This window comes from Streptomyces sp. DSM 15324 (assembly GCF_001514285.1).
In the GTDB taxonomy this organism is placed as follows: domain Bacteria; phylum Actinomycetota; class Actinomycetes; order Streptomycetales; family Streptomycetaceae; genus Streptomyces.
The window spans coordinates 89,364-112,862 of the sequence record NZ_KQ949033.1 but is presented as its reverse complement, the minus strand read 5'-3'; the positions used below and the strand labels follow the sequence as shown (position 1 = coordinate 112,862).

The 23,499-nt window shown below is 73.4% G+C and carries 15 protein-coding genes and 1 pseudogene; 5 read left to right on the top strand and 11 right to left on the bottom strand.

From position 1 onward, the window contains the following. Window positions 1-25 precede the first annotated feature (25 nt). The 3 genes from meaB to AQJ58_RS30270 are packed head-to-tail and all read right to left on the bottom strand — an operon-like array spanning window position 26 to window position 5,030. Window positions 26-1,024: a methylmalonyl Co-A mutase-associated GTPase MeaB gene (gene meaB / locus AQJ58_RS30280; protein WP_067255905.1), complete on the bottom strand. Its 999-nt coding sequence runs from the start codon at window positions 1,022-1,024 to the stop codon at window positions 26-28. After that, the gene (scpA, locus tag AQJ58_RS30275) at window positions 1,021-3,222 is read right to left on the bottom strand and encodes a methylmalonyl-CoA mutase (RefSeq protein WP_067255904.1); all 2,202 of its coding nucleotides are present in this window, start codon (window positions 3,220-3,222) and stop codon (window positions 1,021-1,023) included. Before scpA ends, meaB begins: the two co-directional genes overlap by 4 nt. Next, window positions 3,222-5,030, bottom strand: a complete 1,809-nt coding sequence (locus tag AQJ58_RS30270) for a methylmalonyl-CoA mutase subunit beta (protein ID WP_067255902.1) — start codon at window positions 5,028-5,030, stop codon at window positions 3,222-3,224. Before AQJ58_RS30270 ends, scpA begins: the two co-directional genes overlap by 1 nt. Before the next feature lie 270 nt (window positions 5,031-5,300). On the opposite strand from AQJ58_RS30270, the gene AQJ58_RS30265 reads away from it, so the two are divergent. Then, window positions 5,301-6,776, top strand: coding sequence for a hypothetical protein (locus tag AQJ58_RS30265; RefSeq protein ID WP_067255901.1), 1,476 nt, complete (start codon window positions 5,301-5,303; stop codon window positions 6,774-6,776). Window positions 6,777-6,784: 8 nt separating this feature from the next. Here the strand turns inward: AQJ58_RS30265 and AQJ58_RS30260 are convergent, their stop codons facing one another. Continuing rightward, entirely contained in the window at window positions 6,785-7,558 is a 774-nt protein-coding gene (locus tag AQJ58_RS30260) for a polysaccharide deacetylase family protein (protein ID WP_067255899.1), read from the bottom strand. Between the two features lie 365 nt (window positions 7,559-7,923). Between AQJ58_RS30260 and AQJ58_RS30255 the strand changes: the two genes are divergently transcribed. Further along, window positions 7,924-9,471 carry a multicopper oxidase family protein gene (locus AQJ58_RS30255; RefSeq protein WP_079079332.1) on the top strand — a complete coding sequence of 516 codons (1,548 nt, stop codon included), beginning with the start codon at window positions 7,924-7,926 and terminating at the stop codon, window positions 9,469-9,471. A gap of 79 nt (window positions 9,472-9,550) precedes the next feature. On the opposite strand, the gene glpK is transcribed toward AQJ58_RS30255, so the two are convergent. Together glpK and AQJ58_RS30245 are read right to left on the bottom strand one after the other, a co-directional pair. After that, the gene (glpK, locus tag AQJ58_RS30250; protein ID WP_067255896.1) at window positions 9,551-11,068 is read right to left on the bottom strand and encodes a glycerol kinase GlpK; all 1,518 of its coding nucleotides are present in this window, start codon (window positions 11,066-11,068) and stop codon (window positions 9,551-9,553) included. A gap of 28 nt (window positions 11,069-11,096) precedes the next feature. Further along, window positions 11,097-11,942 (bottom strand): MIP/aquaporin family protein, encoded by an 846-nt coding sequence (locus tag AQJ58_RS30245; RefSeq protein ID WP_067255894.1) that lies wholly within the window; start codon window positions 11,940-11,942, stop codon window positions 11,097-11,099. 203 nt (window positions 11,943-12,145) lie between these two features. On the opposite strand from AQJ58_RS30245, the gene AQJ58_RS30240 reads away from it, so the two are divergent. Continuing rightward, window positions 12,146-13,048, top strand: coding sequence for a peptidoglycan-binding domain-containing protein (locus AQJ58_RS30240; RefSeq protein ID WP_067255892.1), 903 nt, complete (start codon window positions 12,146-12,148; stop codon window positions 13,046-13,048). A 321-nt stretch (window positions 13,049-13,369) separates the two neighbouring features. On the opposite strand, the gene AQJ58_RS30235 is transcribed toward AQJ58_RS30240, so the two are convergent. The 3 genes from AQJ58_RS30235 to dacB all read right to left on the bottom strand — a co-directional run bounded on the left by AQJ58_RS30235 (window position 13,370) and on the right by dacB (window position 18,063). After that, entirely contained in the window at window positions 13,370-14,671 is a 1,302-nt protein-coding gene (locus AQJ58_RS30235) for a PP2C family protein-serine/threonine phosphatase (protein ID WP_107122194.1), read from the bottom strand. A 206-nt stretch (window positions 14,672-14,877) separates the two neighbouring features. Further along, window positions 14,878-16,587 carry a SulP family inorganic anion transporter gene (locus AQJ58_RS30230; RefSeq protein ID WP_067255889.1) on the bottom strand — a complete coding sequence of 570 codons (1,710 nt, stop codon included), beginning with the start codon at window positions 16,585-16,587 and terminating at the stop codon, window positions 14,878-14,880. Window positions 16,588-16,710: 123 nt separating this feature from the next. Beyond that, window positions 16,711-18,063: a D-alanyl-D-alanine carboxypeptidase/D-alanyl-D-alanine endopeptidase gene (gene dacB / locus AQJ58_RS30225; RefSeq protein ID WP_420712193.1), complete on the bottom strand. Its 1,353-nt coding sequence runs from the start codon at window positions 18,061-18,063 to the stop codon at window positions 16,711-16,713. Window positions 18,064-18,263: 200 nt separating this feature from the next. On the opposite strand from dacB, the gene AQJ58_RS30220 reads away from it, so the two are divergent. Continuing rightward, complete coding sequence (locus AQJ58_RS30220; protein WP_067256282.1) at window positions 18,264-18,923, top strand: TetR/AcrR family transcriptional regulator; 660 nt, start codon at window positions 18,264-18,266, stop codon at window positions 18,921-18,923. Between the two features lie 8 nt (window positions 18,924-18,931). Continuing rightward, on the top strand, window positions 18,932-19,975 hold the full coding sequence (locus tag AQJ58_RS30215) for a threonine aldolase family protein (RefSeq protein WP_067255885.1): 1,044 nt from the start codon (window positions 18,932-18,934) through the stop codon (window positions 19,973-19,975). Window positions 19,976-19,981: 6 nt separating this feature from the next. Here the strand turns inward: AQJ58_RS30215 and AQJ58_RS30210 are convergent, their stop codons facing one another. Beyond that, window positions 19,982-22,414 (bottom strand): cellulosome protein, encoded by a 2,433-nt coding sequence (locus AQJ58_RS30210; RefSeq protein WP_234360353.1) that lies wholly within the window; start codon window positions 22,412-22,414, stop codon window positions 19,982-19,984. A 3-nt stretch (window positions 22,415-22,417) separates the two neighbouring features. After that, window positions 22,418-23,458: pseudogene (locus AQJ58_RS44930) on the bottom strand (LacI family DNA-binding transcriptional regulator); the annotation flags it as partial. Window positions 23,459-23,499: the final 41 nt, after the last annotated feature.

Below are 23,499 nucleotides of genomic sequence, written 5' to 3'. Positions count from 1 at the left end.
CTTGCCCTTTTCCCTGTGGACGGGCTCAGTCCCGGGCCGGCGCCTGAACCGGCCCGCCGAACGCCCCGAGGATCCGCTCGGCCGCCAGTGTGGCCGTCAACTCGCCCTCCCGCACCTGCTGTTCGAGCGTCGGCGCCAGGGCCCGTACCGCCGGATCGGCGTGCAGCCGCCCCAGGAGTTCGTCGCGGACCATGCTCCAGGTCCAGCCGACCTGCTGGTCCCGGCGCTTGGCGGTGAGCCGGCCGGTCGAGTCCAGCAGGGTGCGGTGCTGTTCGAGACGTTCCCAGACGGTGTCCAGACCGGTGGACTCCCGGGCGCTGCAACTGAGCACCGGCGGCGTCCAGAACGGGTCGGCGCCGTGCATCAGCCGCAGGGCGCCGGTGAGTTCGCGGGCCGCGGCCTTCGCGTCGCGTTCGTGCGGGCCGTCGGCCTTGTTGACGGCGATCACGTCCGCCAGCTCCAGGACGCCCTTCTTGATGCCCTGGAGCTGGTCGCCGGTGCGGGCGAGGGTGAGCAGCAGGAAGGAGTCGACCATGTCGGCCACGGCGGTCTCGGACTGGCCGACGCCGACCGTCTCCACCAGGATCACGTCGTAGCCGGCCGCCTCCATCACGACCATCGACTCCCGGGTCGCCTTGGCGACCCCGCCGAGGGTGCCCGCGCTGGGGGAGGGCCGGACGAAGGCCGCCGGGTCGACCGCGAGGCGCTCCATCCGGGTCTTGTCACCCAGGATGGAGCCGCCCGTCCGGGTCGAGGAAGGGTCGACGGCCAGTACCGCCACCCGGTGGCCCAGCGAGGTCAGCAGCGTGCCGAAGGCGTCGATGAACGTCGACTTGCCGACCCCCGGCACCCCGCTGATCCCGATCCGCCGCGCCCGGCCGCTGTGCGGCAGCAGCGCGGTCAGCAACTCCTGGGCCAGCGCCCGGTGCTGGGGCCGGGTGGACTCGACGAGGGTGATGGCGCGGGCGATCAGCGCCCGCTTCCCGTCGAGCACACCCTTGGCATACGCGTCGACATCGATCACAGCTCGTGCCCGAGGTCGGCACCCAGCCTCGCCACCAGGTCGTGCGCCGCGTCCGGGATGACCGTGCCCGGCGGGAAGACGGCCGCCGCGCCCATGTCGAGGAGCGTCGGCACGTCCTGCGGCGGGATGACCCCGCCCACCACGATCACGATGTCCTCGCGCCCCTCCTCGGTGAGCGCCTCACGCAGCGCCGGGACGAGGGTGAGGTGCCCGGCGGCCAGGGACGACACCCCGACGATGTGCACGTCCGCCTCGACCGCCTGCCGGGCCACCTCGGCCGGGGTCTGGAACAGCGGGCCGACGTCGACGTCGAAGCCGAGGTCGGCGAACGCGGTGGCGATCACCTTCTGGCCGCGGTCGTGGCCGTCCTGGCCCATCTTGGCGACCAGGATGCGCGGACGGCGGCCCTCGGCCTCCGCGAACGCGTCCACCAGGGCGCGGGTGCGCTCCACGGACGGGGACTCGCCTGCTTCGTTGCGGTACACGCCGGAGATCGTACGGATCTGGCTCGCGTGCCGCCCGTACACCTTCTCCAGGGCGTCGGAGATCTCCCCGACGGTCGCCTTCGCGCGCGCCGCGTCCACGGCCAGCTCCAGCAGGTTGCCCTCGCCGCCGGCGGCCCGCGTCAGCGCGTCCAGCGCGTCCTGGCAGGCCCGCTCGTCCCGCTCCGCGCGCAGCCGGCGCAGCTTCTCGACCTGCTGGGCGCGCACCGAGGAGTTGTCGACCTTGAGGACCTCGATCGCCTCGTCGTTTTCCACGCGGTACTTGTTGACACCGATGACGGGCTGCCGGCCGGAGTCGATCCGGGCCTGGGTGCGGGCCGCGGCCTCCTCGATGCGCAGCTTGGGGATGCCGGCGTCGATCGCCTTGGCCATGCCGCCCGCCGCCTCCACCTCCTGGATGTGCTGCCAGGCCCGGCGGGCGAGGTCGTACGTCAGCCGCTCCACGTAGGCGCTGCCGCCCCAGGGGTCGATCACCCGGGTGGTGCCGGACTCCTGCTGGATCAGCAGCTGGGTGTTGCGGGCGATGCGCGCCGAGAAGTCGGTGGGCAGCGCGAGCGCCTCGTCGAGGGCGTTGGTGTGCAGCGACTGGGTGTGCCCCTGGGTCGCCGCCATCGCCTCCACACAGGTCCGCGTGACGTTGTTGAAGACGTCCTGCGCGGTCAGCGACCAGCCCGAGGTCTGCGAATGGGTGCGCAGCGACAGCGACTTGGTGTTCTGGGGGTCGAACTGCTTGACCAGCTTCGCCCACAGCAGGCGCGCCGCCCGCAGCTTGGCGACCTCCATGAAGAAGTTCATCCCGATCGCCCAGAAGAACGACAGCCGGGGCGCGAACGCGTCCACGTCCAGGCCCGCCTCCCGGCCCGCCCGGATGTACTCCACACCGTCCGCGAGCGTGTACGCCAGCTCCAGGTCCGCCGTCGCACCGGCCTCCTGGATGTGGTAGCCGGAGATGGAGATGGAGTTGTAGCGGGGCATCCGCTGCGAGGTGTACGCGAAGATGTCGGAGATGATCCGCATCGACGGCTTCGGCGGATAGATGTAGGTGTTGCGGACCATGAACTCCTTGAGGATGTCGTTCTGGATGGTCCCGGCCAGCTTCTCCGGCGGCACACCCTGCTCCTCCGCCGCCACGATGTACAGCGCCAGCACCGGCAGCACCGCGCCGTTCATCGTCATCGACACGGTCATCCTGTCGAGCGGGATGCCGTCGAAGAGCTGCCGCATGTCGTAGATCGAGTCGATCGCCACGCCCGCCATGCCGACGTCACCGGTCACCCGCGGGTGGTCGCTGTCGTAGCCGCGGTGCGTCGGCAGGTCGAAGGCGACCGACAGGCCCTTCTGGCCGGCCGCGAGGTTGCGGCGGTAGAAGGCGTTGGACTCCTCGGCGGTGGAGAAGCCCGCGTACTGACGGATCGTCCAGGGCTGGTTGACGTACATCGTCGGGTACGGGCCGCGCAGGTACGGGGCGATGCCCGGGTGGGTGCCCAGGAAGTCCAGGCCCTCCAGGTCCTGCCCGGTGTACAGCGGCTTGACCGCGATGCCCTCCGGGGTCTCCCAGAGCAGGTCGTCCCCGCCGGCCGCCTTCTTCACGGCCGTACGCCACTCGTCGGCGCCGCCGTCGGCGGCCGGGGTCCCCAGCTCGATCCCGGAGAAGTCGGGGACGGAGGGGCCGGAGGGGCCGGAAGGGGCGGTCATCAGGACACTCCCATGCGGTCGAGGGTGGCGGACAGGACGGCGACCGCGTCACAGCCCGCGAAGACGTACGCGTCGACATCCGGGTACTCCCCGGGACGCCCGGCGAGGAACACCCGCGTGGCACCCGCGGCCTTCAACCGCCCGGCCACGGAACCCGCCTGCTCCTCGTACAGCGCGTCACTGGAGCACAGACAGGCCTCCGTGGCCCCGCTCTCCTCGAACGTGCCCTCCGTGACCGGCTCGATGCCGCCGGCCTGGAAGAGGTTGGCGGCGAAGGTCAGTCGCGCGGTGTGCGCCGCGGCCGGGCCGAGCGCCGCCAGGAACACGCGCGGCCGGGACCCGGTCGCGGCGAGGTGGGCGTCCGAACGGGCCCGCAGCTCCTCGAACGCCTCGTCGCGGCGCACCCGCGGCAGCCCGCCGGAGCGGGGCGCGGGGGCGCTCTCCCGCACGACCGGCTTCTCGGCCAGGAACGGGAACTCGCTGACCCCCGTGACCGGTTCACGGCGCTTGGCGAGCCGCTTGGAGCGCTCCGCCCAGGTCGTCGCCAGGTCGGTACGGATCCGGCCCGAGCGCAGCACGGCCGCCTGGCCGCCGTCGCGCTCGATCGTGCGGAAGAACTCCCAGCCCGCCCGAGCGAGTTCGTCCGTGAGCCGCTCCACGTACCAGGAGCCGCCGGCCGGGTCGATCACCCGGGCGAGGTGCGACTCCTCGATGAGGATCGTCGAGGTGTTGCGGGCGATCCGGCGCGCGAACGCGTCCGGCAGCCCGGCCGCGTCGTCGAACGGCAGCACGGTCACCGCGTCGGCCCCGCCCGCGCCGGCGGCCAGGGTGGCGACGGTCGCGCGCAGCATGTTCACCCACGGATCGCGGCGCGACATCATCACCGGCGAGGTCACCACGTGCTGGACCTGGGCGCCCGCGGCGGGCGCCCCGCACACCTCGGCCACCCGGGCCCACAGCCGGCGCGCGGCCCGCAGCTTGGCGATCGTCAGGAACTGGTCGGCGGTCGCCGCGTAGCGGAACTCCAGCTGGGCGCAGGCCCGTTCGACGCTCAGCCCGGCCTCGGTCAGCGCGCGCAGATAGGCGACACCCGTCGCCAGTGACGCACCCAGCTCCTGGGCGGCCGAGCCGCCCGCCTCGTGGTACGGCAGCGCGTCCACCGTCAGCGCCCGCAGGCCCGGGTACTCCTCGGCGCACAGCCGCGCCAGTCCGGCGGCCGGCCCGAAGTCCGTGGCCCGCCCGGTGCGGGCCTCGTGCCCGAGCGGGTCGGCGCCCAGACCGCCGCGCACCGCGTCCTTGCCGACGCCGCGCTCCGCGTACAGCCGCAGCAGCTCCCGCGCGGCCGGCTCCACGTCGGCGCCGGCGTCCAGGACGACCGGCGCCAGGTCGAGGTAGACGCCCTCCAGGAGCGGGGCGAGCGACGGCACCGGGATGCCCGCCTCGCCGACGACCAGCCACAGGGACGTGACGCCGTTCTCCAGGTCCGTGAGCACCGCACCGTTGTCGGCCACCTCGTGCCGCTGCCGTACGTCCCACCCCCCGAGCGTGTTCCCCTCCGGCCGGCCGGACCGTACGAAGGGGGCGAATCCGGGGAAACCCGGCTCGGGCGCGGTGTCGTGCGCGGTGTACAGAGGACGGGTGCGCAGCCCGTCCTCGAGCGCGGTGGACAGGGCTTCCTCGGCCTGAGCACCCTCGACGTCCTTGCCCGACTTGCGCAGCACGCCCGCGACGAGGCGCTGCCACTGCTCGTGGGTGGAGTCAGGGAACTCGGCGGCCAGCTCAAGCCCGTCGTCAGGCAGGACCGTCATGCTCGGATGGTAGGCCAGAGGGACAAAGGGGCAGCAGAGGGCGCGGCTGTGACCTTGCCCTCGCCGAGAATGTGACCTCGTTCACCGGCCCCGCGCCGCACCCGAAACAGCAGGTCAGACGCCGCGTATCGGTGAAATCACTAGTTCTTCCCGGCACGCTCCGGCCGCCTTGCCCCGAGCGCGGCTGCGGGCGCCCGCCGGACGCCGCCGTTGGGCCGTTCGGCCCGCCCCGCAGGCCCGTCCGCCACCCGGCTGGAACGGTGGTGAGCCGTGAGTGACAGCCCGCGGACCACCCTGACCGGCGCGCGAAGGACCGGCTCCCCGGCGCACGACCGCTCCGGGTGGTCGTCGCGCGGGGACGCCGGCCTCCTGGCCGTGGCCGCAGCGTTCACCCTGGCCCAACTCCTGCTCGTACGGCCGGGGATGGGGCTCGGCTGGGACGAGTCGGTCTATGTCAGCCAGGTCTCCCCGCACGCCCCGGCCGCGTTCTTCAGCGCCCCGCGCGCCCGTGGCGTCCCGCTGCTGGTGGCGCCGGTCGCGGCCTGGTCGTCGTCCGTCGTGCTGCTGAGGACCTATCTGGCCGTCCTGTCGGGGCTGGGGCTGCTGCTGGCCCTGCGCGCCTGGCGCGGTCTCTTCCCCGCCCGGGTGCTCACGACCGCCGGCGCGCTGTTCGCCACCCTGTGGGTGACGCTGTTCTACGGCCCGCAGGCCATGCCCAACTACTGGGTCGCCGTCGGCGCCCTGGCCGCCACCGGCTGCGTCCTGCGCCCCCGTTCCCGGACCGCGCTGTGGGGGCTGGCGCTGAGCGCCGCGCTCATGGCCTGGATGCGCCCCGCGGACGCGGTCTGGGCGACTCTGCCCCTGCTCGTCCTCCTGGTGGGGGTACGGCGGTGGCGGCGCCCGGCGCCGCTGCTGGCACTGGTCGGCGGGCTCGTCCTCGGGGCCGCCGAGTGGGTGATCGAGGCGTACCTGTCCTACGGCGGACCCGCCCGGCGCCTGTCCGACGCCTCCCGCATCCAGGGCGGCCTCGGCTGGAACCCCGCCGTCGCGGACCAGGCGCGCGCCCTGGCGGGACGTACGCTGTGCCGGCCGTGCACCGGGGACCTGCCCGCCCTCGTGCTCACCCTGTGGTGGTGGACCCTGCCGCTGCTCGCCGCCGGTGCGGCCGTCGTCGCCGTCCGCGCCCGGCGCCCGGCCCGCACCCTGGTACCGCTGGCCTGCGCCGCCTCGGCGGCCTTCCCCTACCTCTTCCTGATCGGCTACGCGGCCCCCCGGTTCCTGCTGCCCGCCTACGCGCTGCTCGCCGTGCCGGTGGCCGATCTCCTGGTGCACGCCGTCCGGGCGCCGGGCCGGGTCCGGCGGCGGCTGACGGCCGCTTTGGTGACGCTCGCTCTGGCCGCGCATCTGAGCGCGCAGTTCGTGGTGCTGGCCCACACCGTGCGGCGCACCACCGCCGCCCACCGCGAGTGGGCCCGCACCGCGGCCGCGCTGCACCGCCTGGGCGTCACTCCGCCCTGTCTGCTCACCGGACACGACTACGTCCCGCTCGCCTACTACACGGGCTGCGCGTCCGCCGCCACCGGTGGCCACGACGCCAACACCACCGCGGCGGCCATCGGCCGCGCCGCCCGGAGCCGGTCCGTCGCGGCCCTCGTCCCCCCGGGCGGGACGCCGCCCGCCTACGCCCGCTCCTGGACCCCGGCCCGGGCCGGCGCCCTGCTGGCCTACCTCGCGCCGGGCCCGTGAGTCGGCCCTCAGCGCACCGGGAAGCCGAAGGAGTAGCCCTGCTCCTTCAGCCACGGCAGGATCCGGCGCAGCGCCTCGACGGTCTGGGAGCGGTCGCCGCCCGCGTCGTGGAAGAGGATCGTCGGACCGTTGGGCAGCTCCCGCTCCACGGTGGTGACGATCGCGTCGGCTCCGGGGCGCTCGAAGTCCTTGGAGTCGACGTTCCAGCCCAGCGGGCGCATGCCGCGGGAGGCGGCGAGCCCCCGGCTGTACGGGGTGAAGGCGCCGCCGGGCGCCCGGTAGTACATCGGCCGGACGCCTCCGGACGCCTTGGTGATCATCCGCTCGGCGTCGAGTATCTGCTGCGACTGGTAGGCCTCGGACTTCTTGTCCATGGCCGTGTCGTGCGACACCGAGTGGTCGCACAGCCGGTGCCCGGCCGCGACCACCTCCTTCACCAGGTCCGGGTGGGCCTCGGCCTGCGTGCCCACCATGCAGAAGGTCGCCTTCACCCCGTACTGCTCCAGCACGTCGAGGACCTGCGGGGTCCAGGCGGGGTCGGGGCCGTCGTCGATGGTGATGTTGACCCCCCGCGCCCCCTTGTCCGAGGCGTGCGCGATGGTCACGTCCACCGGCTTGACCGCCCCGCCCGGCTTGGCGGAGCTCTCCGCCCGGGAGGACCCGGCACCGGCGGCCCCGGCCTGGGCGGTCCACACCGAGGCGCCGGCGGCCAGCATCGTCACACCGAGCGCCGCCCCGACCACCTTGCCGTACCAGCCCCGCCCGTTGCCGTGCCGCGCCATGTCCGCCCACTTTCCCGCAGTTGCCCGTCGACCGTCGGTCGCCTTCCGACCACCTGGCAGGACGAGGAACCAGGGCTGCGGGATCCCTTCGTTACGGACCACGGACAATTCCGGGGAGGTTTTCGGACAACCCGGAGACCGGCGCACGCGGGTCCGGGCGGAAGGGGCGGAACGAGCGGAACGAGCGGAACGGGCACGGTGGCCCGGCGGCCGGAGCCCCCAAGGCGCCCGATCGGTCCGTCCGAACGGCCGCGCCACCCGTGCGCCGAGGACTACTCCCCGTACACTATGATCACACTCCGTGATGAAAGGGGTGTGGTGTGTCCGAATCGATGGTCTGACCGCTGCCGTCCTGGAGGCGATTCATGGCATCTGTGCCGCGTCGTGGAGTACTGAAGGGCCTGCCGCTCGCGGCCGGGGCGGTCATCGCGGGGAGGGCCACCGGCGCACACGCCGGCGCGCCCGCGGCGGCGCGCGCGGCCGACGCGGCCCCCTTCCCGCAGCCCGCGATCCGGACCGTCCGGCCCCGCCCGCGCCGGCTGGAGACCCGGCTGACGGTCGGGTTCACCGAGCAGCGGCTGCCCGGCGTCGGCACCGTCCTGACCCGCACCTACGACGGCTCCCTGCCCGGGCCGACCCTGCGGGTGCGCCCCGGGGACTCCCTGCACCTCACGCACGTCAACGCGCTCCCGCCGAACCCCGCGGCGGCCCACCACGACCTCGGCATGAACGTCCCGCACGGCTTCAACACCTTCAACCTGCATCTGCACGGCATGCACGTCGCCCCCACCGGCGACGCGGACAACGTCTTCCGCTCCTTCGAGCCCGCCGCCTCCGGGAAGGCCGCCACCAGCTGGAGCAGTGTCGTCGACATCCCCCTCAACCACCCGGCCGGCACCTTCTGGTACCACCCGCACCACCACGGATCCACCGCGACCCAGCTGCTGAACGGCCTGGCCGGGGTGATCATCGTGGAGGGCGACATCGACGCGGTGCCCGAGGTCGCGGCGGCCAAGGACCTCGTCGTCTGCATCAACGAGCTGAAGGTGTCCGGCGGCAAGGTGCCCGACCTGACCTCGGACACCACCTACGACGGCATCCCCTCGACCTTCCTGGTCAACGGCGCGGCCAACCCCACCCTGACCATCGCCCCGGGCGAGGTCCAGCGCTGGCGGATCGTCAACGCCGGGGCGCTCACCACCCTCTACCTGACCCTGGAGGGCCAGCAGACGCAGCAGATCGCCGCCGACGGCATCACGTTCACCAAGCCGGTCCCCGTCACCGACCTCCAGCTCCCGGTCGGCGGCCGGGCCGATCTGCTGGTCCGCGGCGGCGACCCCGGCACCTACCGGCTCACCGCGGGCGGGGTGTCCCAGCCGCTGATGACCCTCAAGGTCACCGGTACCCCCCGCTCGATGGCCCTGCCCACCCGGCTGCCCGGCCGGCCCACCACCCTGCCCGAACCCACCCGCAGGCGCTCACTGATCTTCCGCAGCTACGAGAACGTCTTCTCCGGGGACTTCCGCAACGCCTACCGCATCCTGGGCGACGGCGAGACCCCGCCCGGCGACCCCCGGGCCGCGCGGACCGACCCCCAGTGGGGCCGCTTCCGGCCCGACTACGTCAACCACCGGGTGCGCCTCGGACAGGTCGAGGAGTGGACCGTCACCAACGACTCCCACCGCCACGCCCACCACCCCCTCCACCTCCACACCAACCACTTCCTCGTCACCCGGGTCAACGGCCGCCCGCTGGCCACCCCCGTCTGGCACGACACCGTGGGCCTCCCGCCGCACGGCTCGCTCACCATCCGGCTGCGCGCCGAGGACTTCACCGGCCGCTCGATGGTGCACTGCCACCAGTCCCAGCACGAGGACGAGGGCATGATGCAGATCATCGAGTACGTGCGCTGACGCCACGAGGGCGGCCCCCGGCCGAGGTGACCGGGAGCCGCCGTGGAGACGACAGCCGCGGGGGCTGCCCGGCGGGGCGCTACTCGACCTTGACCCAGTCGAGCGTGCGCTCCACCGCCCGCTTCCAGCCCGCGTAGCCCTCCGCGCGCTGGTCCTCCGACCACTGCGGCTCCCAGCGCTTGGACTCCTGCCAGTGGGTGCGCAGTTCGTCCTGGCTCTGCCAGAAGCCGGTGGCGAGGCCCGCCGCGTAGGCGGCGCCGAGCGCGGTGGTCTCGGCGACCACCGGACGGCTCACGGGCACGCCGAGCACATCGGCCTGGATCTGCATGCACAGGTCGTTCCCGGTGATCCCGCCGTCCACCTTCAGGACGTCGAGATGGACCCCGGAGTCCTGCTCCATGGCCTCGACGACGTCGCGGCTCTGGTAGCAGATGGCCTCCAGGGTCGCCCGGGCCAGGTGCTCGTTGGTGTTGTAACGGGCGAGCCCGACGATCGCGCCGCGGGCGTCGGAACGCCAGTACGGGGCGAACAGACCGGAGAACGCCGGGACGAAGTAGCAGCCGCCGTTGTCCTCGACGCCGCGGGCCAGCGTCTCGCTCTCGGGCGCGCTGCTGATGATCTTCAACTGGTCGCGCAGCCACTGCACCGCGGACCCGGTCACCGCGATGGAGCCCTCCAGGGCGTAGATCGCCGGGCTGTCCTGGAACTGGTACGCCACCGTGGTGAGCAGTCCGTTCTGCGAACGCACCAGCTCGGTACCGGTGTTGAGCACCAGGAAGTTGCCGGTGCCGTAGGTGTTCTTCGCCTCGCCCGGCGCGTAGCAGACCTGGCCGACGGTGGCCGCCTGCTGGTCGCCGAGCACACCGGCGATGGGGATGGCCTCGCGCAGCGGGCGGGAGGTCCGGGTGGTCCCGAACGCCTCCGCGTGCGAGGAGGGGTTGATCTTCGGCAGCATGGACCGGGGGATGCTGAAGAACCCGAGCAGTTCGTCGTCCCAGTCGAGGGTCTCGAGGTCCATCAGCATCGTGCGGCTGGCGTTGGTCACGTCGGTGGCGTGGATGCCGCCGTCGGGACCGCCGGTCAGGTTCCACAGGACCCAGGCGTCGGTGTTGCCGAAGATGGCGTTGCCCTGTTCGGCCGCCTCACGGACGCCGTCGACGTTCTCCAGGATCCACTGGATCTTGCCGCCGGAGAAGTACGTCGCCGGCGGCAGCCCCGCCTTGCGGCGGATGACGTCGCCCTTGCCCTCACGATCCAGGGCGGCGGCGATGGAGTCGGTGCGGGTGTCCTGCCAGACGATGGCGTTGTAGTACGGCCGCCCGTTGCGCGGGTCCCACACCACGGTGGTCTCGCGCTGGTTGGTGATGCCGATCGCGGCCAGGTCGGTCGGGGACAGGTTGCCGTGTCGCAGGGCGTTCTGGATCACGGAGTTGGTGCGCTCCCAGATCTCCACCGGGTCGTGCTCGACCCATCCCGCCTTGGGAAGGATCTGTTCGTGCTCCAGCTGGTGCTTCGCCACCTCGTTGCCGCTGTGGTCGAAGATCATGAAACGGGAACTGGTGGTGCCTTGGTCCACCGCTCCCACGAAGTCCGCCATGGGGATGCCGCCTCTTTTGTCGGGGGTGTCATTCCTCGGGAGCCGGAATACGACCGGGAGGCTCGGGCTCCGCCGTGGGCAGGAACCGGCCGACGAAGAACTTGTACAGGAACGCGCCGAGCAGACCGCCGATCAGCGGACCGATGATCGGCACCCAGAAGTACAAGTTGCCGTATTGATCTCTCCAGGCCGTGCCGTACCCCGTGATGAAACTCGCGAGTCTGGGGCCGAAGTCACGTGCCGGGTTGATCGCGTAGCCCGCGTTGGTGCCCCACGCCATGCCGATGGCCACGACGATCAGGCCGACGATGAAGGGGGCCAGGTTCGCCTGGGGCGGGTTGTTCAGCAGGTCGGTGACGGCCAGGACCAGCAGCAGCAGAATGGCGGTGCCGATGATCTGGTCCCGGAACGCCCCCCACTCGTGGACCGGCAGATTGGGATTGCCGTTGGCGGGGAGCGTGGAGAACACGCCCTGCGACTTGATGGTGTGGCCGGGGTCGTACTTCCCGAGTGCTTCGGTGTAGTTCCAGCGCACGATGAGTGCCGCGACGAAGGCGCCGAGGAACTGGGCCACGACGTAGGGTCCCACCTTCTTCCAGGGGAAACCCTTGAACGTCGCCAGGGCGACCGTCACCGCGGGGTTGAGATGGGCGCCGCTCAGCCGGCCGGCGACGTAGACGCCCAGGGTGACGCCCAGGCCCCAGGCCCAGGCGATGCTGTCGTGGTTTCCCAGTCCGCCGGGCGGTGTCGTCAGTCCTCCGCCGGCCACGACCTGGGCCACCACGCCGCAGCCGAAGAGGATGAGAACCATGGTTCCGGCGAATTCGGCCGACACCTCGCCGACCAGTGCCGATCTTTTCAGCCGCTCAGCCATAGCAGCTCGATTCCTGCCGGCCTCAGGACCGGCCGTAGATTGCCCCGAGTCCTCACGAGATCAGAATAGGACGATCAACCCCTTACCGCACATACAGAATATTTATCTCTGGTGGCCCGGGTGGCTGTTTCCCGGCGGTCCGGCGGGGATTCGGTGCAGAACGTTTGGTTGAATTCTGTAATTCGCAGGGAGAGGAACGGCGCGTGAGTGAACCGACTGGTCTGGTCTGCCCCGAATGCGGTGTGCCCAGGGCGGCGGACGGCAGTCCGGCCTGTTCCTGTGCCCGCCGCGCGGCCGACGCCCACCTGGAGAACCGGGCGGCGGAGACGGCGGCCGCCGAGGACTTCGACCCCCTGCGGATACGTCCCTTCGCCGAACCGGCGGTCGCGGAGGAGGGGGCCGGGGACTTAGCCGGGCCGATCACCACGGCCGCTGTCACCGCCGTGCCGGAGCCGGTCGCGCAGAACACCGGGAGGACGGCGGAGGCCGAGGAGAGCGGAGCGCCGCAAGCGTCCGCGGAGCGCTGGCGACCCCGGCGGCTCGTGCAGCTCAGCGGGGTCGGGGCGGCCGCCGCGGTGCTGGTGACGGGCGGCGCGGTCGCCGCCCTGTTCACCTACCAGAGCCCCGCCCGCCAGGACGCGGGACCCGACGACGTCCGGGTGAGCGTCCCGGCCGGAGCCGCCGGGACCGGTACGGTCACCACCCCACCGTCCGCCACGGCGTCCCCCACGCGGACGTCCACGAGCCCGACCGCGTCGCCGAGCGAGACCCCCTCCGAGAGCGCCACCGCCCCCACCGGGTCCGCCGAGCCGTCGGCGTCCCCGACCGCCACCGGCGCCACCTCCACCGCCGCCCCCGCGCCCAGCACCTCCGGCGGCCAGGCCCCCGTGCTCCGGCCCGGTGACAGCGGACCCGAGGTCACCGAACTCCAGCGGCGTCTGGCCCGGGTGGGTTTCTACGGCGGCGACGCCGACGGCCGGTACGGCAGCGAGGTCGAGAGCGCCGTCCGCCGCTACCAACTCGCCCGGCTCCTCCTCATGGAGGAGTCGGGCGTCTACGGGCAGACGACCAGGGCCGTCCTGGAGTCCGAGACCTCGCAGCCCTGAGCCGCCCTACCCGCCCGAGGACGCGGGCAGCGGCCCGGGGAGTACGGTTCATGCCGCAGCCGCAGCCGCAGCCGCAGCCGCCGCCCGCCGAGGAGCGCGGCTCCGTCGCCGGGGTGTCCGCGACGGCGGCCGGGGCGGAGACGGTGGGCAGACCTGCGCCGAGCAACAGGGGGCACCGCCGCCGTCGCCCGGATCACGCCCTGCCGCCCGGACACGGAACCCCCTGGACCGAGGAGCGGAACCGACCGGAAGCGATCGGCCTCGGGTATGCTCAACAGGCGGTGATGAACACGTCAAGATGGTCGACAGCTCGGCCGGGAATCAACGCGCGGCCGGGGTGAGTTCGGCCAGCAGCAGGGTGCGGTCGTCGGTGCCGGGCGCGCCCGAGGGCAGCCGCAGGAGCCGCTCGCACAGGTCGGGCAGCCTGTCGGGGTCACCGGCGTCGGCCCCGGCGACCGCCTCGTCCAGCGCCCGTGCCAGCCGTCCGATCTCCTGGTCTATGTCGGCCTCCCGCGACTCCACCAGACCGTCGCTGTAGAGCGCGAGCAGGGCCGGTTCCGGCACGGTCAGCACCGTCGGTTCATAACTGCCCGAGCCGAGACCGAGCGGCAGGCCCGCCGCGGTCAGCGCCACCGGGGAGGTGCGCCCGTCGGGGCCGCGCAGCAGCGGCGGGGGATGGCCCGCCCCGACCAGGGAGCAGGTCCGCTCCCGTGCGTCCCACTCGGCGTACACACAGGTCGCGAACGAGGCCCCGGGCGTCTCGCTGGCGAGCGCGTCGAGCCGGCGGATGCCCTCCTCCGCCGGGATGTCCAGACCCGCCAGCGTGCGCAGGGCCGTCCGCAGCTGGATCATCGCCACGGCCGACTCCGGACCGTGCCCCATGGCGTCCCCGACGATCAGACCCACCCGGTCGCCCGGCCGCCGCAGTACGTCGTACCAGTCGCCGCCGACCACACTGCCCCTCCCGGCGGGCAGACAGCCGTGCGCTATCCGGCACCCCTCCAGCTTCTGCGCCGGCCCCGGCGGCAGACTGTCCCGGATCGCGAAGGCCATACGGCGCTCCCGCTCGTAGCGCCGCGCGTTGTCCAGGGCCACACAGGCGCGGGCGGACAGCGCCTCCACGGCGGCCACGTCCACGGGCCGGAACGGCGCCCGCCCCGCACCGCGTGTGCAGGTCATGAAGCCGATCGGGACGCCCCGCAGCCGCAGCGGGACGACCAGGAAGGACCCCACCCGCAGCAGATCGCCGCGGCGCGCCTCGCCGTCCCCGGCGGCCGTCAGCCGCTCGGCCGTGTACGGGTCCACCCGCTCCAGCACCTGCGCGTGCCCGGCCGTCAGGGCCTGCGCGTACGGCGTGTCGCGCGGGAAGGACACCATCTCCCCGACCGGCAGCGCCCGCTCCCAGTCCTCGGCGGCCCCGGGCCCCACGCGCAGCGCCAGCCGTCGCGCCTCGACGAGTGGGGCGTCCGAGGCCGGCGGCGCGTCCTCCTCGCGCCGCCAGCGCTCCAGGACGTACAGGGAGGCCGCGTCGCAGAATCCGGGTGTCAGCGCGTGCACGACATGGCTGCCGGTCAGCCGCAGATCGAGTTCCGAGCCGATGACGTCGGCCGCGGGCGAGAACACCGACCGGCGGGGCGAGGGCAGGGGGTCGAAGGAGTCGGAGCCGCGGCTGTGCGGGTCGTTCCGCAGGGTCGTGCCTTTCGGGTGGGGCGGCCGCGTGGCGGGGACAACGGATCACCACGCGTAGTCGGCCACTATATGATGAAGCGTCAAGTCCGGAAGCCCCATGGGAAGTTGACCCTGGCCGGGGGGCCGTGTTCCGGCCGAGGTCAGGACGGCTCCGCCCGATCGGTCCGCCACTGCCGGTAGGCGGCCACCGCGGTGGGCAGCGTCGGGAAGATCAGCTCCTCGCCGACGGACCGCGTCAGACCGTACGCGTCCAGGTCGCCCCGCAGGTCCTGCTTCACCCGCGCCAGCGCGAACACCACGCCACGCCGGACGAGTTCACGGCGCAGCTCGTCGACCGCGTCCAGCGCGGTGATGTCCACCTCCACATTGGCCTCGGTGTTCAGCACGAACCACCGCACCGGCTCCCGCTGCCCGTCCACCGCGGCCAGCGCCCGGTGCCGGAAGTTCTCCGCGTTGGCGAAGAACAGCGGCGAGTCGTACCGGTACACCAGCAGCCCCGGGATCGTGGTGGCCTGCGGATAGTCGTCCACGTCGTGCATCCCGGCGAGACCGGGCACCAGCCCCTCCACCGCGTCGTGCGGACGGGCCACCCGGGTCAGCAGCTCCGCGACCGACAGGCCGACGGCGACCAGCACGCCGTACAGGATGTCCAGAACCAGCACACCGGCCAGACAGCCGAGGGCGAGCAGCAGTTCACGGCGGCGGAAGGAGGCCAGCCGGCGGAAGCCCGCCAGGTCGATCATGCGCAGCGCGGCATAGACCACGAGCGCGCCGAGCACCGCGGACGGGGTGTCGGCCAGCAGCGGCCCCATGAAGAGCAGCACCGCGAGCACCACCGCCCCCGCGCACAGCGAGTACGCCTGGCTGCGGGCGCCGGCCGAGGAGGCGAGCGCCGTGCGGCTCGCGCTGCTGCTCACCGGGAAACCGTGCAGCACGCCCGCGCCCAGGTTGGCCGTGCCCAGCGCCAGGAACTCCTGGTCGGCGTCGAGCTCCGGGCCCTCCGCCCCGGGGTCGGCGAAGGCGCGGGCGGTGAGCACGAAGTCGGTGTACGCCACCAGCAGCACGCCCACCGCGGGCAGGACGAGCCGCGGCAGGTCCGCCAGGTCGGGGAAGGACAGGCTCGGCAGGCCCGAGGGGATCTCGCCGATCACCTTCAGGCCGTAGCGCCCGTCCAGGTCGAACAGGGCCACCGCCGAGGTGGACAGGACCACCGCCAGCAGCGGTCCCGGAAGCCTCGGGAACCAGCGGGCCACGGCGAGCAGCAGGGCGAGGACGCCGACCGAGAACAGCAGGGTGGCGAGGTGGAGGTCCGCGAGGTGCGTCAGGAACGACCACACCTGCGGGAAGAACTTCGACCCCGATGTCTTCACGCCGGTCAGCTTGGGCAGCTGGTCCACGATCATGATCAGTGCCACGCCCGCCAGATAGCCGATCAGGACCGGCCGGGACAGCAGGTCCGCGACGAAGCCCAGCCGCAGCGCCCACGCGGCGAGGCACAGCAGGCCCACGGTGACGGCCAGCGCGGCCGCCAGCACGGCGTAGCGCCCGGGATCACCGGCGGCCAGCGGGGCCACCACCGTGGCCGTCATCAGCGCGGTCGTCGACTCCGGGCCGACCGACAGCAGCCGCGAGGAGCCGAACAGCGCGTACAGGCCGAGCGCGGGCAGGATCGCCCACAGCCCGGCCACCGGCGGCAGCCCGGCCACGCCCGCGTACGCCATCACCTGCGGCACCAGATACGCCGCGACCGTCACCCCGGCGAGCAGGTCGCCGCGCAGCCACGCACGGCGGTATCCGGCCAGGACCGCGAGCCCGGGCAGCGGGCGCAACCTCGACGGGGCGTGCGACATGGCTCTCCTCCTGCGGACGCCTTCGAGTACCCCCGGGTGGGGTGCTCGCGACAGCATCGCAGGGCGTCGCCGCCGGGACGGGCGGCGACTCCCGCCTGCCGCCGCCCGTCGCCACGCGGGGTCTTAGGCCCAGCAGCCGTTCACGGTCGCGGCGAGGCCGTCCATGGCGTCCTTGATGTCGCTCGGGTTGGCGGTGGAGCCGTTCTCGATGAAGGAGAACACCTTCCACTTGCCGTCCTTGCCCTGGGTGAGGCCGCTCAGCGCGATCGCCCCGGTCAGGGTGCCGGTCTTGGCGTGCACCTTGCCGACGGCGCAGCGGGAGTTCACGTCGTCGAAGCGGCCCCACTCCGGGCCGAGGGTGCTGCCGGCCTCGCCGGAGACGGGCAGGCCGTCCAGGACGGAGCCCAGGGTGTGCGTGTAGCGGTCCTGCGTCAGCAGCTCGAGGATCTCCGCGAGGGTGGCCGCGGGGATGCGGTCGGCGCGGGAGAGGCCGCTGCCGTCGTACATCTCGAAGCCGGTGAGGGACACGCCGTACCGCTCGCTCAGCACCTGGCGCACCACCGCGGTGCCGTCCTCGAAGGTGGCCGCCCGGCCCGCGCCGAGGGCGGTCATCCGCAGCAGCGTCTCGGCGATGTTGTTGTCGCTCTTCTTGAGCATCGTGTGGACGATGTCCGACAGCGGCGCCGAGGTGTGCCGGGCCACCGGCACGTCGTGTGCGCTCGCGGTCGCTCGGGTGACGGTCCCGTCGACGGTGACGCCGAGTGCGGCGAGCTGCCGGGCGAAGGCCTGCCCGGCGTCCAGGGAGGTGTCGTCCACGCCCTGCCCGTCGACGACGAGCGCCCGCACCGGGGCGACCGAGTCGGGGTAGTAGCCGGTGTTCCAGCCGTTGGCCAGGCTCGGCTCGGGGAAGAGGCTGTCGTCCACGGCGACCTTCACGGAGGTCAGGCCCGCCGCCTTGAGCCCGGCCACCGCCGTCTTCGCCAGCTCGGCGAGGTCGGCGCCGGTCAGGGTGCGGTCGCCGCCGCCGACGAGGGTCAGCCTGCCGTCGCCGTAGACGACGTTCGTGGTGAAGCGGTGGTCCGGGCCGAGGATCGTGAGGGCGCCGGTCGCCGTGGCGAGCTTGACGTTGGAGGCGGGCATCAGCGCGGTGGCGCCGTTGTGGTCCCAGAGGGTGGCGTCCGACTCGGCGTCCAGGACCACACCGCTGACGTTGGAGCCCAGGCGGGTGTCGACGACACGGGTCCGCAGGTTGGTGACCATCTGCTGGTCGTCGGCGTCCAGCGTGGCGGTCTTGGCCGTGGTCCCGGTGTCCTTGCCGGCCGCGAAGGCCGAGGGTCCCGACAGTGCCGCCGAGGCGACCGGCACGGCCAGGGCGAGCACGAGCGCCCGCCGCATCCCCGTCCCGTGCTCCCGGGGCTTGCGGTGTCGGCGTCGGCCGCCGGGCTCGAAGAGGTCGGCGGAGGTCTGCGTGGTCATGTCACTCATGCAGGTGCAGGTCTTTCTTGTGGGGGCCCTGTGCAGCGAACTCCGGCGCACACTACCCGAATTGATCGTCCGTTCGGGTGGCAGACGCGGGTCTGCCGCCGGGTGTGTCCGCCCGTGCGCCGGTGCACAGTCGCCCGCGGGCCGGTGCGGCGCCCTCGCCTTTCGATACGCTGTACCGTACAGTGACCCGCATGCCTCGCCGCACCCCCGCCCTGGACCGGGCGACACCGGACCGGATCGCCGAGACCGCCCTCCTCCTGATGGACGAGGACGGCCCCGAGGCACTCACGTTCCGCGCCCTCGCCGCGCGGCTCGACATCTCGCTGGCCTCCCTCCAGCGCCGCTGCACCGATCTGTCCGGGCTGCTCGACCTCTGCCTGGACCACCTCGCCGCCCGCCTGCCCGAGCCCGCGCCCGGCGGGGACTGGGCGCGGGCCACCGAGGCCCGGTTCACCGCCCTGTACCGGCTGCTGGTGGCCCACCCCGGGCTGCTCGTCCTGCGCGGCTCCCGCCCCTGGCTCGGTGCGAACCTGCTGGCCCGGCTGGTCGAGCCGCAGCTCGCCGACAGCCTCGCCGCCGGAATGACCGCCGAGGAGGCGATCACCGCCTACCGCGGGATGTACCTGCTGACCCTCGGCAGCGCGAGCTTCGTCGACCACCGGGACCCCCGCTCCGCCCGCGCCCTCACCCGCGGCGCGCTCGCCGCCCTCGACCCCGAGGCGTTCCCGGCGCTGACGGGTCATCTGGCCGAGACCGTGCGCGCGGTGACCGGACACGACGTCTACTACGGCGCACTGCGCCGGCTGATCAGGGCCGCCGACCCGGCCCAGGCCGCCAACGACACCCCTTGAGGACCTCCATGACCACTCCCGCACGCATCTTCAGCAGCGACAACACCGCCGGCGCCTCCCCGGAGATCGTCGAGGCGGTGACCCGGGCCGCCGCCGGCCAGGCCCGGCCCTACGGCGCGGACGACCTCACCGCCGGGGTCCGGCGCCGGCTGGGGGAGATATTCGAGCGCGAGGTCGACCTGCTGCTCGTCTCCTCCGGTACCGCCGCCAACGCCCTTTCCCTCGCCGCGCTCACCCCGCCCTGGGGCAGCGTGCTCTGCCACCGCGACAGCCACGTCAACAACGACGAGTGCGGGGCGCCCGAGTTCTACACCGCGGGCGCGAAGCTGGTCCCGCTCGGCGGCGAGGACGCCAAGATCGACCCCGCGGAACTGCGGGCGGCCGTCCGGCACAAGGCGGGAGACGTGCACAGCGTGGAGCCCTCGGTGGTGAGCCTGACCCAGGCCACCGAGACCGGCGCCGTCTACACACCCGACGAGATCGGGGCCCTGGGCTCGCTCGCCCGGGAGGCCGGGCTGCGGCTGCACCTGGACGGGGCCCGGTTCGCCGGGGCGGTCGCCGCGCTCGGCCGCACCCCCGCCGAGCTGACCTGGCGGGCGGGCGTGGACCTGCTGTCGTTCGGCGCGACGAAGAACGGCACGATGACCGCCGACGCCATCGTCGTCTTCGACCGCTCCCTCACCCCCGAACTCTCCTTCCGCGCCAAGCGCGCCGGCCAGCTGGCTGCCAAGATGCGTTTTCAGGCGGCCCAGTTGGACGCCTATCTCGCCGACGGCCTGTGGCTGCGCAACGCGGCCCGCGCCAACGCCATGGCGGCCCGCCTCCAGGACGGGCTGAAGGCACTGCCCGAGGTGGGCCTGCTCGGCGTCGCGGACGCCAACATCGTCTTCTGCCGGCTGTCCGCGCGGATCACCGAGGGGCTCCTCGGCGAGGGGTACGTCTTCTACCACGACCGCTGGGAGCCGGGGGTGGCCCGCTTCGTCACGTCCTTCGCGACGACGGAGGCGGACGTGGACGGCCTGCTGGAGGCGGTCCGCCGGTACGCGGGCTGACCGGCCTCAGCCCACGACCCGGGCCACGTCGATCCGGGCGATGTCCGGGGCCGGCCCGGCCGCGCCCGTGATCGTCACCGTGTTCGCGCCCGCCGCCAGGTCGACGGGGACGGCCAGCGTCCAGAAGTCGTCCCCGCTCCAGGTGTTCTTGAAGGCCGCCCGCAGCGGGGCGCCGTCGCCGACCGAGAGGTGCGCCGTCCGCGAGACGATGTCCGTGTTGTAGGAGTGGCCGTTGTCGCGCCGGTCGTCGTGGGCGTAGTGCACGACCAGCAGATGACGGCCCGGCCGGGACACCTCCACCGGGAACCGGGCCGTCCCGCCAGGGTCGCCGCCCAGCCCGGTGAGACGCAGACCGCCCGGCGCGTGGGCGCAGCCGACGACCCGGGCCCCGTCCGCGAGGACGGCGGTGCCGGCACCGAGGACCAGGACACCGTCCGCGGAGCCGTCGCCGGAGACCTCCAGGGCACGCAGGGCGGCCCGCCCCGCCGTGGCGGTGACGCGGTTGTTGCCGGCCGCGAGGTACAGCCGCAGCGGCTGCCCGGGCGTAGCCGTCACCGTCGTGCCGTGCAGGGTGAGCTCCACCTGGGCCGAGGCGCGGGTGACGAGCGTGAAGTAGCCGTCGCGCGGGGCGTACACGTCGAAGACCGCCGCGTCGCCCGCGCCGAGCACGAGCGCGCCGGTGCCGGTCCCGGCCGACGAGGAGTAGTCGTACGACGGCGCACCGGCGGTCTCCGCCAGCGTCGCCTCGTACGCGGTGCACGGCGGACCCGTGCGTGCGGTCAGGTCCAGGCGGTCGAGGGTCACCTCGCCCTCGCCCGCGGCGAGCGTGAGGACGTGGGTCCCCGCCGTCAGCTCCACCCGGAGTTCCTTGCGGCCGCCGTGGGCCGCGTTCTGCGTGGTCGGGTAGGTCACCGTGACCGGCGCGCCGCCGTCGACCGACAGCCACTGGGTGGCGGGGCCGCCGGACCCGTTGCCGTACAGGACGGCCAGGTCGTAGCCGCCGTCGGCGGGGACCGTCACCGTGAAGTCCACCCGGCCGGCGGGGGAGACCAGCCCCTCGACGTTGCGGTTCCCGGAGGCCGCGTAGCCGCCCGCGTCGTCCACCGTGCCGTGGGTGCGGACCCGGCCGCCGGTGACGGCCGCCTCCTCGGCCTCGTACGACGCCGACCAGGGGACGTCGGCGGGGGCCGGGGTGCCCCGGCCGGCCGGGGTGAGGACGATCCGGTAGGCGGACATCCGGCGCAGACCGCGCACCGGCACGGTCACCGAGCCGTCGTCGGCCACCCGCACCCTGGTCCGCGCGAGCACCCGAGGCGCCGGGTGCGGCCCCTCGTACCCGGACCAGCAGGCCTCGGCCACGGTCGCGACGACCGTACGGCCGAAGACCGCCCGCGGCACGTTCCGTACGACGACCTCGGCGTCCCCCGTCGAGCCGCCGAGCAGGACCTGGGCCTGGCGGCGACCGGTGTCCAGGGAGGCGAGAGCCTGGAGGGTGTCGACGGTGTGCGGCTCGGGCGGGGTCACCCGCACGGTGTCGCCGGTCAGTCCCGCGTACCAGCGGAAGAACCACCAGCCGCCGTTCGGGATGTTCATGCGCACCACGGTGCCGCTGAGGTTGCCTGCGGCGTCCCAGTAGGCCTGCTGGGCGTAGACCTTGTTCCGCTCGAACATGGCGACCCACTGCACCAGCTGTCCCGGCACCGACAGGTCGCGCCGGTTGCCGTACTCGTCGATGGTGACGGGCAGCGGCGGGACGCCCGACTCCCGCTCGATCGCCCGGTATCCGTCGTAATGCTCCTGGAAGTCCCGCAGCGAGGAGGGGTCCAGCTCGTGCCAGGTCACCACCTGCGGCAGCACGTCCTCGCGCCGCGCGAAGGCGAGGAAGTCGGTCAGCAGACGAGCGTGGTACGCGGCTTCGTTGGGCCCGGCGATCCGCGCCCCCGGGTGGAGCTCCCGGATGCGCCGGTACACGGTCCGCCAGTCCCGCAGGAACCGGTCCCGGCCCGCCGCGTACTCCGCCGGATCGGCGGCGTCGAGGCCGTACCAGATCTGGTCGGGTTCGTTGAACGGGACGTAGACGAACCGGTCCCGGTCCGGGCGGCCCGCGATCTCCCGGACGATCTTCTCCACCCGGGCCAGGTGGTCGTCGATGCCCAGGTCCTCGTACGGCCACTGCGCGTAGTCGTCCTGGAGCAGCACCTGGATCTCGCCGCCGCCGTTGCGGAAGAAGGACTCCGCGACGGTGAGCGCGTCGCCGTTGGGGTGCTGGGCGCCGCCCTCCGGTTTCTGCGAGATGCCGGTGATCCCGAGGGGGGCGAGCACGGCGTCGGCGGGGACCCCGTCGTCGCTCAGCCCGTACAGTGCGCCGTTCGCCCCGTGCAGCACCGGGCCCTCCGACGCGGCCAGGTCGACGCTCAGACGGCGCCGGACGGCGGCCAGTCCGGGCGGGGGCCCCGAGCTCTCCCGGACCACGAGCCGCGGCTCGTGGACGGGGTACGGGTGCGGCGGCACCGGCTCCTCGGGCGCCGTCTCCTCCAGCGCCGCGTGCAGCCGGGCGAACGCCGCCCGCCCCAGACCGGCGAAGTCCAGCCGAACGGTGGTCAGTTGCGGCGTCAGGAAGGCGGCGTGCGGGGCGTCGTCGAACCCGGCCACGCTGACCTCGCCGGGCACCGCCCGGCCGCTCTCGTGCAGGGCGCGCAGCACCCCCAGCGCCAGGTCGTCGTTGCCGCACAGGACCGCCGTGACGGCCGGGTCCCGGGCCAGCCGGAGGCCCGCCGCATGCCCGGCCTCCGGCCCCCACCCCACGTCCAGCGGACGGGGCCGCGGTGCCCCCGCGTCCCGGAGCGCCTGCCGCCAGCCGCTGGTGCGCGGACCGGTGCGGTGGGCGCCGGAGGGGAGCGCGACGTAGTGGACGGTCTCATGGCCGAGGGAGAGCAGGTGCCGGGTCGCGTCGTAGGCCGCGCGGCGGTCGTCGGTCCACACCCAGGGCCGGCCGTCGCGGGGCGGACGCGCGGGCGTCTCGACCACCGCGACGAACGGCACTCCGGGTGGGAGGCAGTCCAGCGCCCGCACCCCGGCGGGGTCGTAGGCGATCACGATCAGCCCGCCGCCGTTGTCCGCCGCCCGCCGCACCTCGGCGGCCACGGCGGCCTCCTCCGCGGACTCCAGGACCGCGATCCCGACGGAGTAGGAGGCGGCGCGGGCGGCCTCCTCGACGCCGCGCAGCACGGAGGCGTACCCGTAGTGGGTGGTGTTCGAGGCCAGCACGGTGACCGCTCTGCGCCGCCCGCTGGCCAGGGCGAACGCGGTGGGGTTGCGCCGGAAGCCCAGCGTCTCGACGGCGGCGAGCACCCGCTCACGGGTGTCCGGGCTCACCCGTGGATGATCGTTGATCACCCGGGAGACCGTCTGGTACGAGACTCCGGCGGCGGTGGCGACATCCCGGATGCTGGCGGGCCGCCCGGTGTGACCGGTCACATGCATGAGCGGATTGTTACCGGTCACATCGGGGCCGTCAAGAGCGC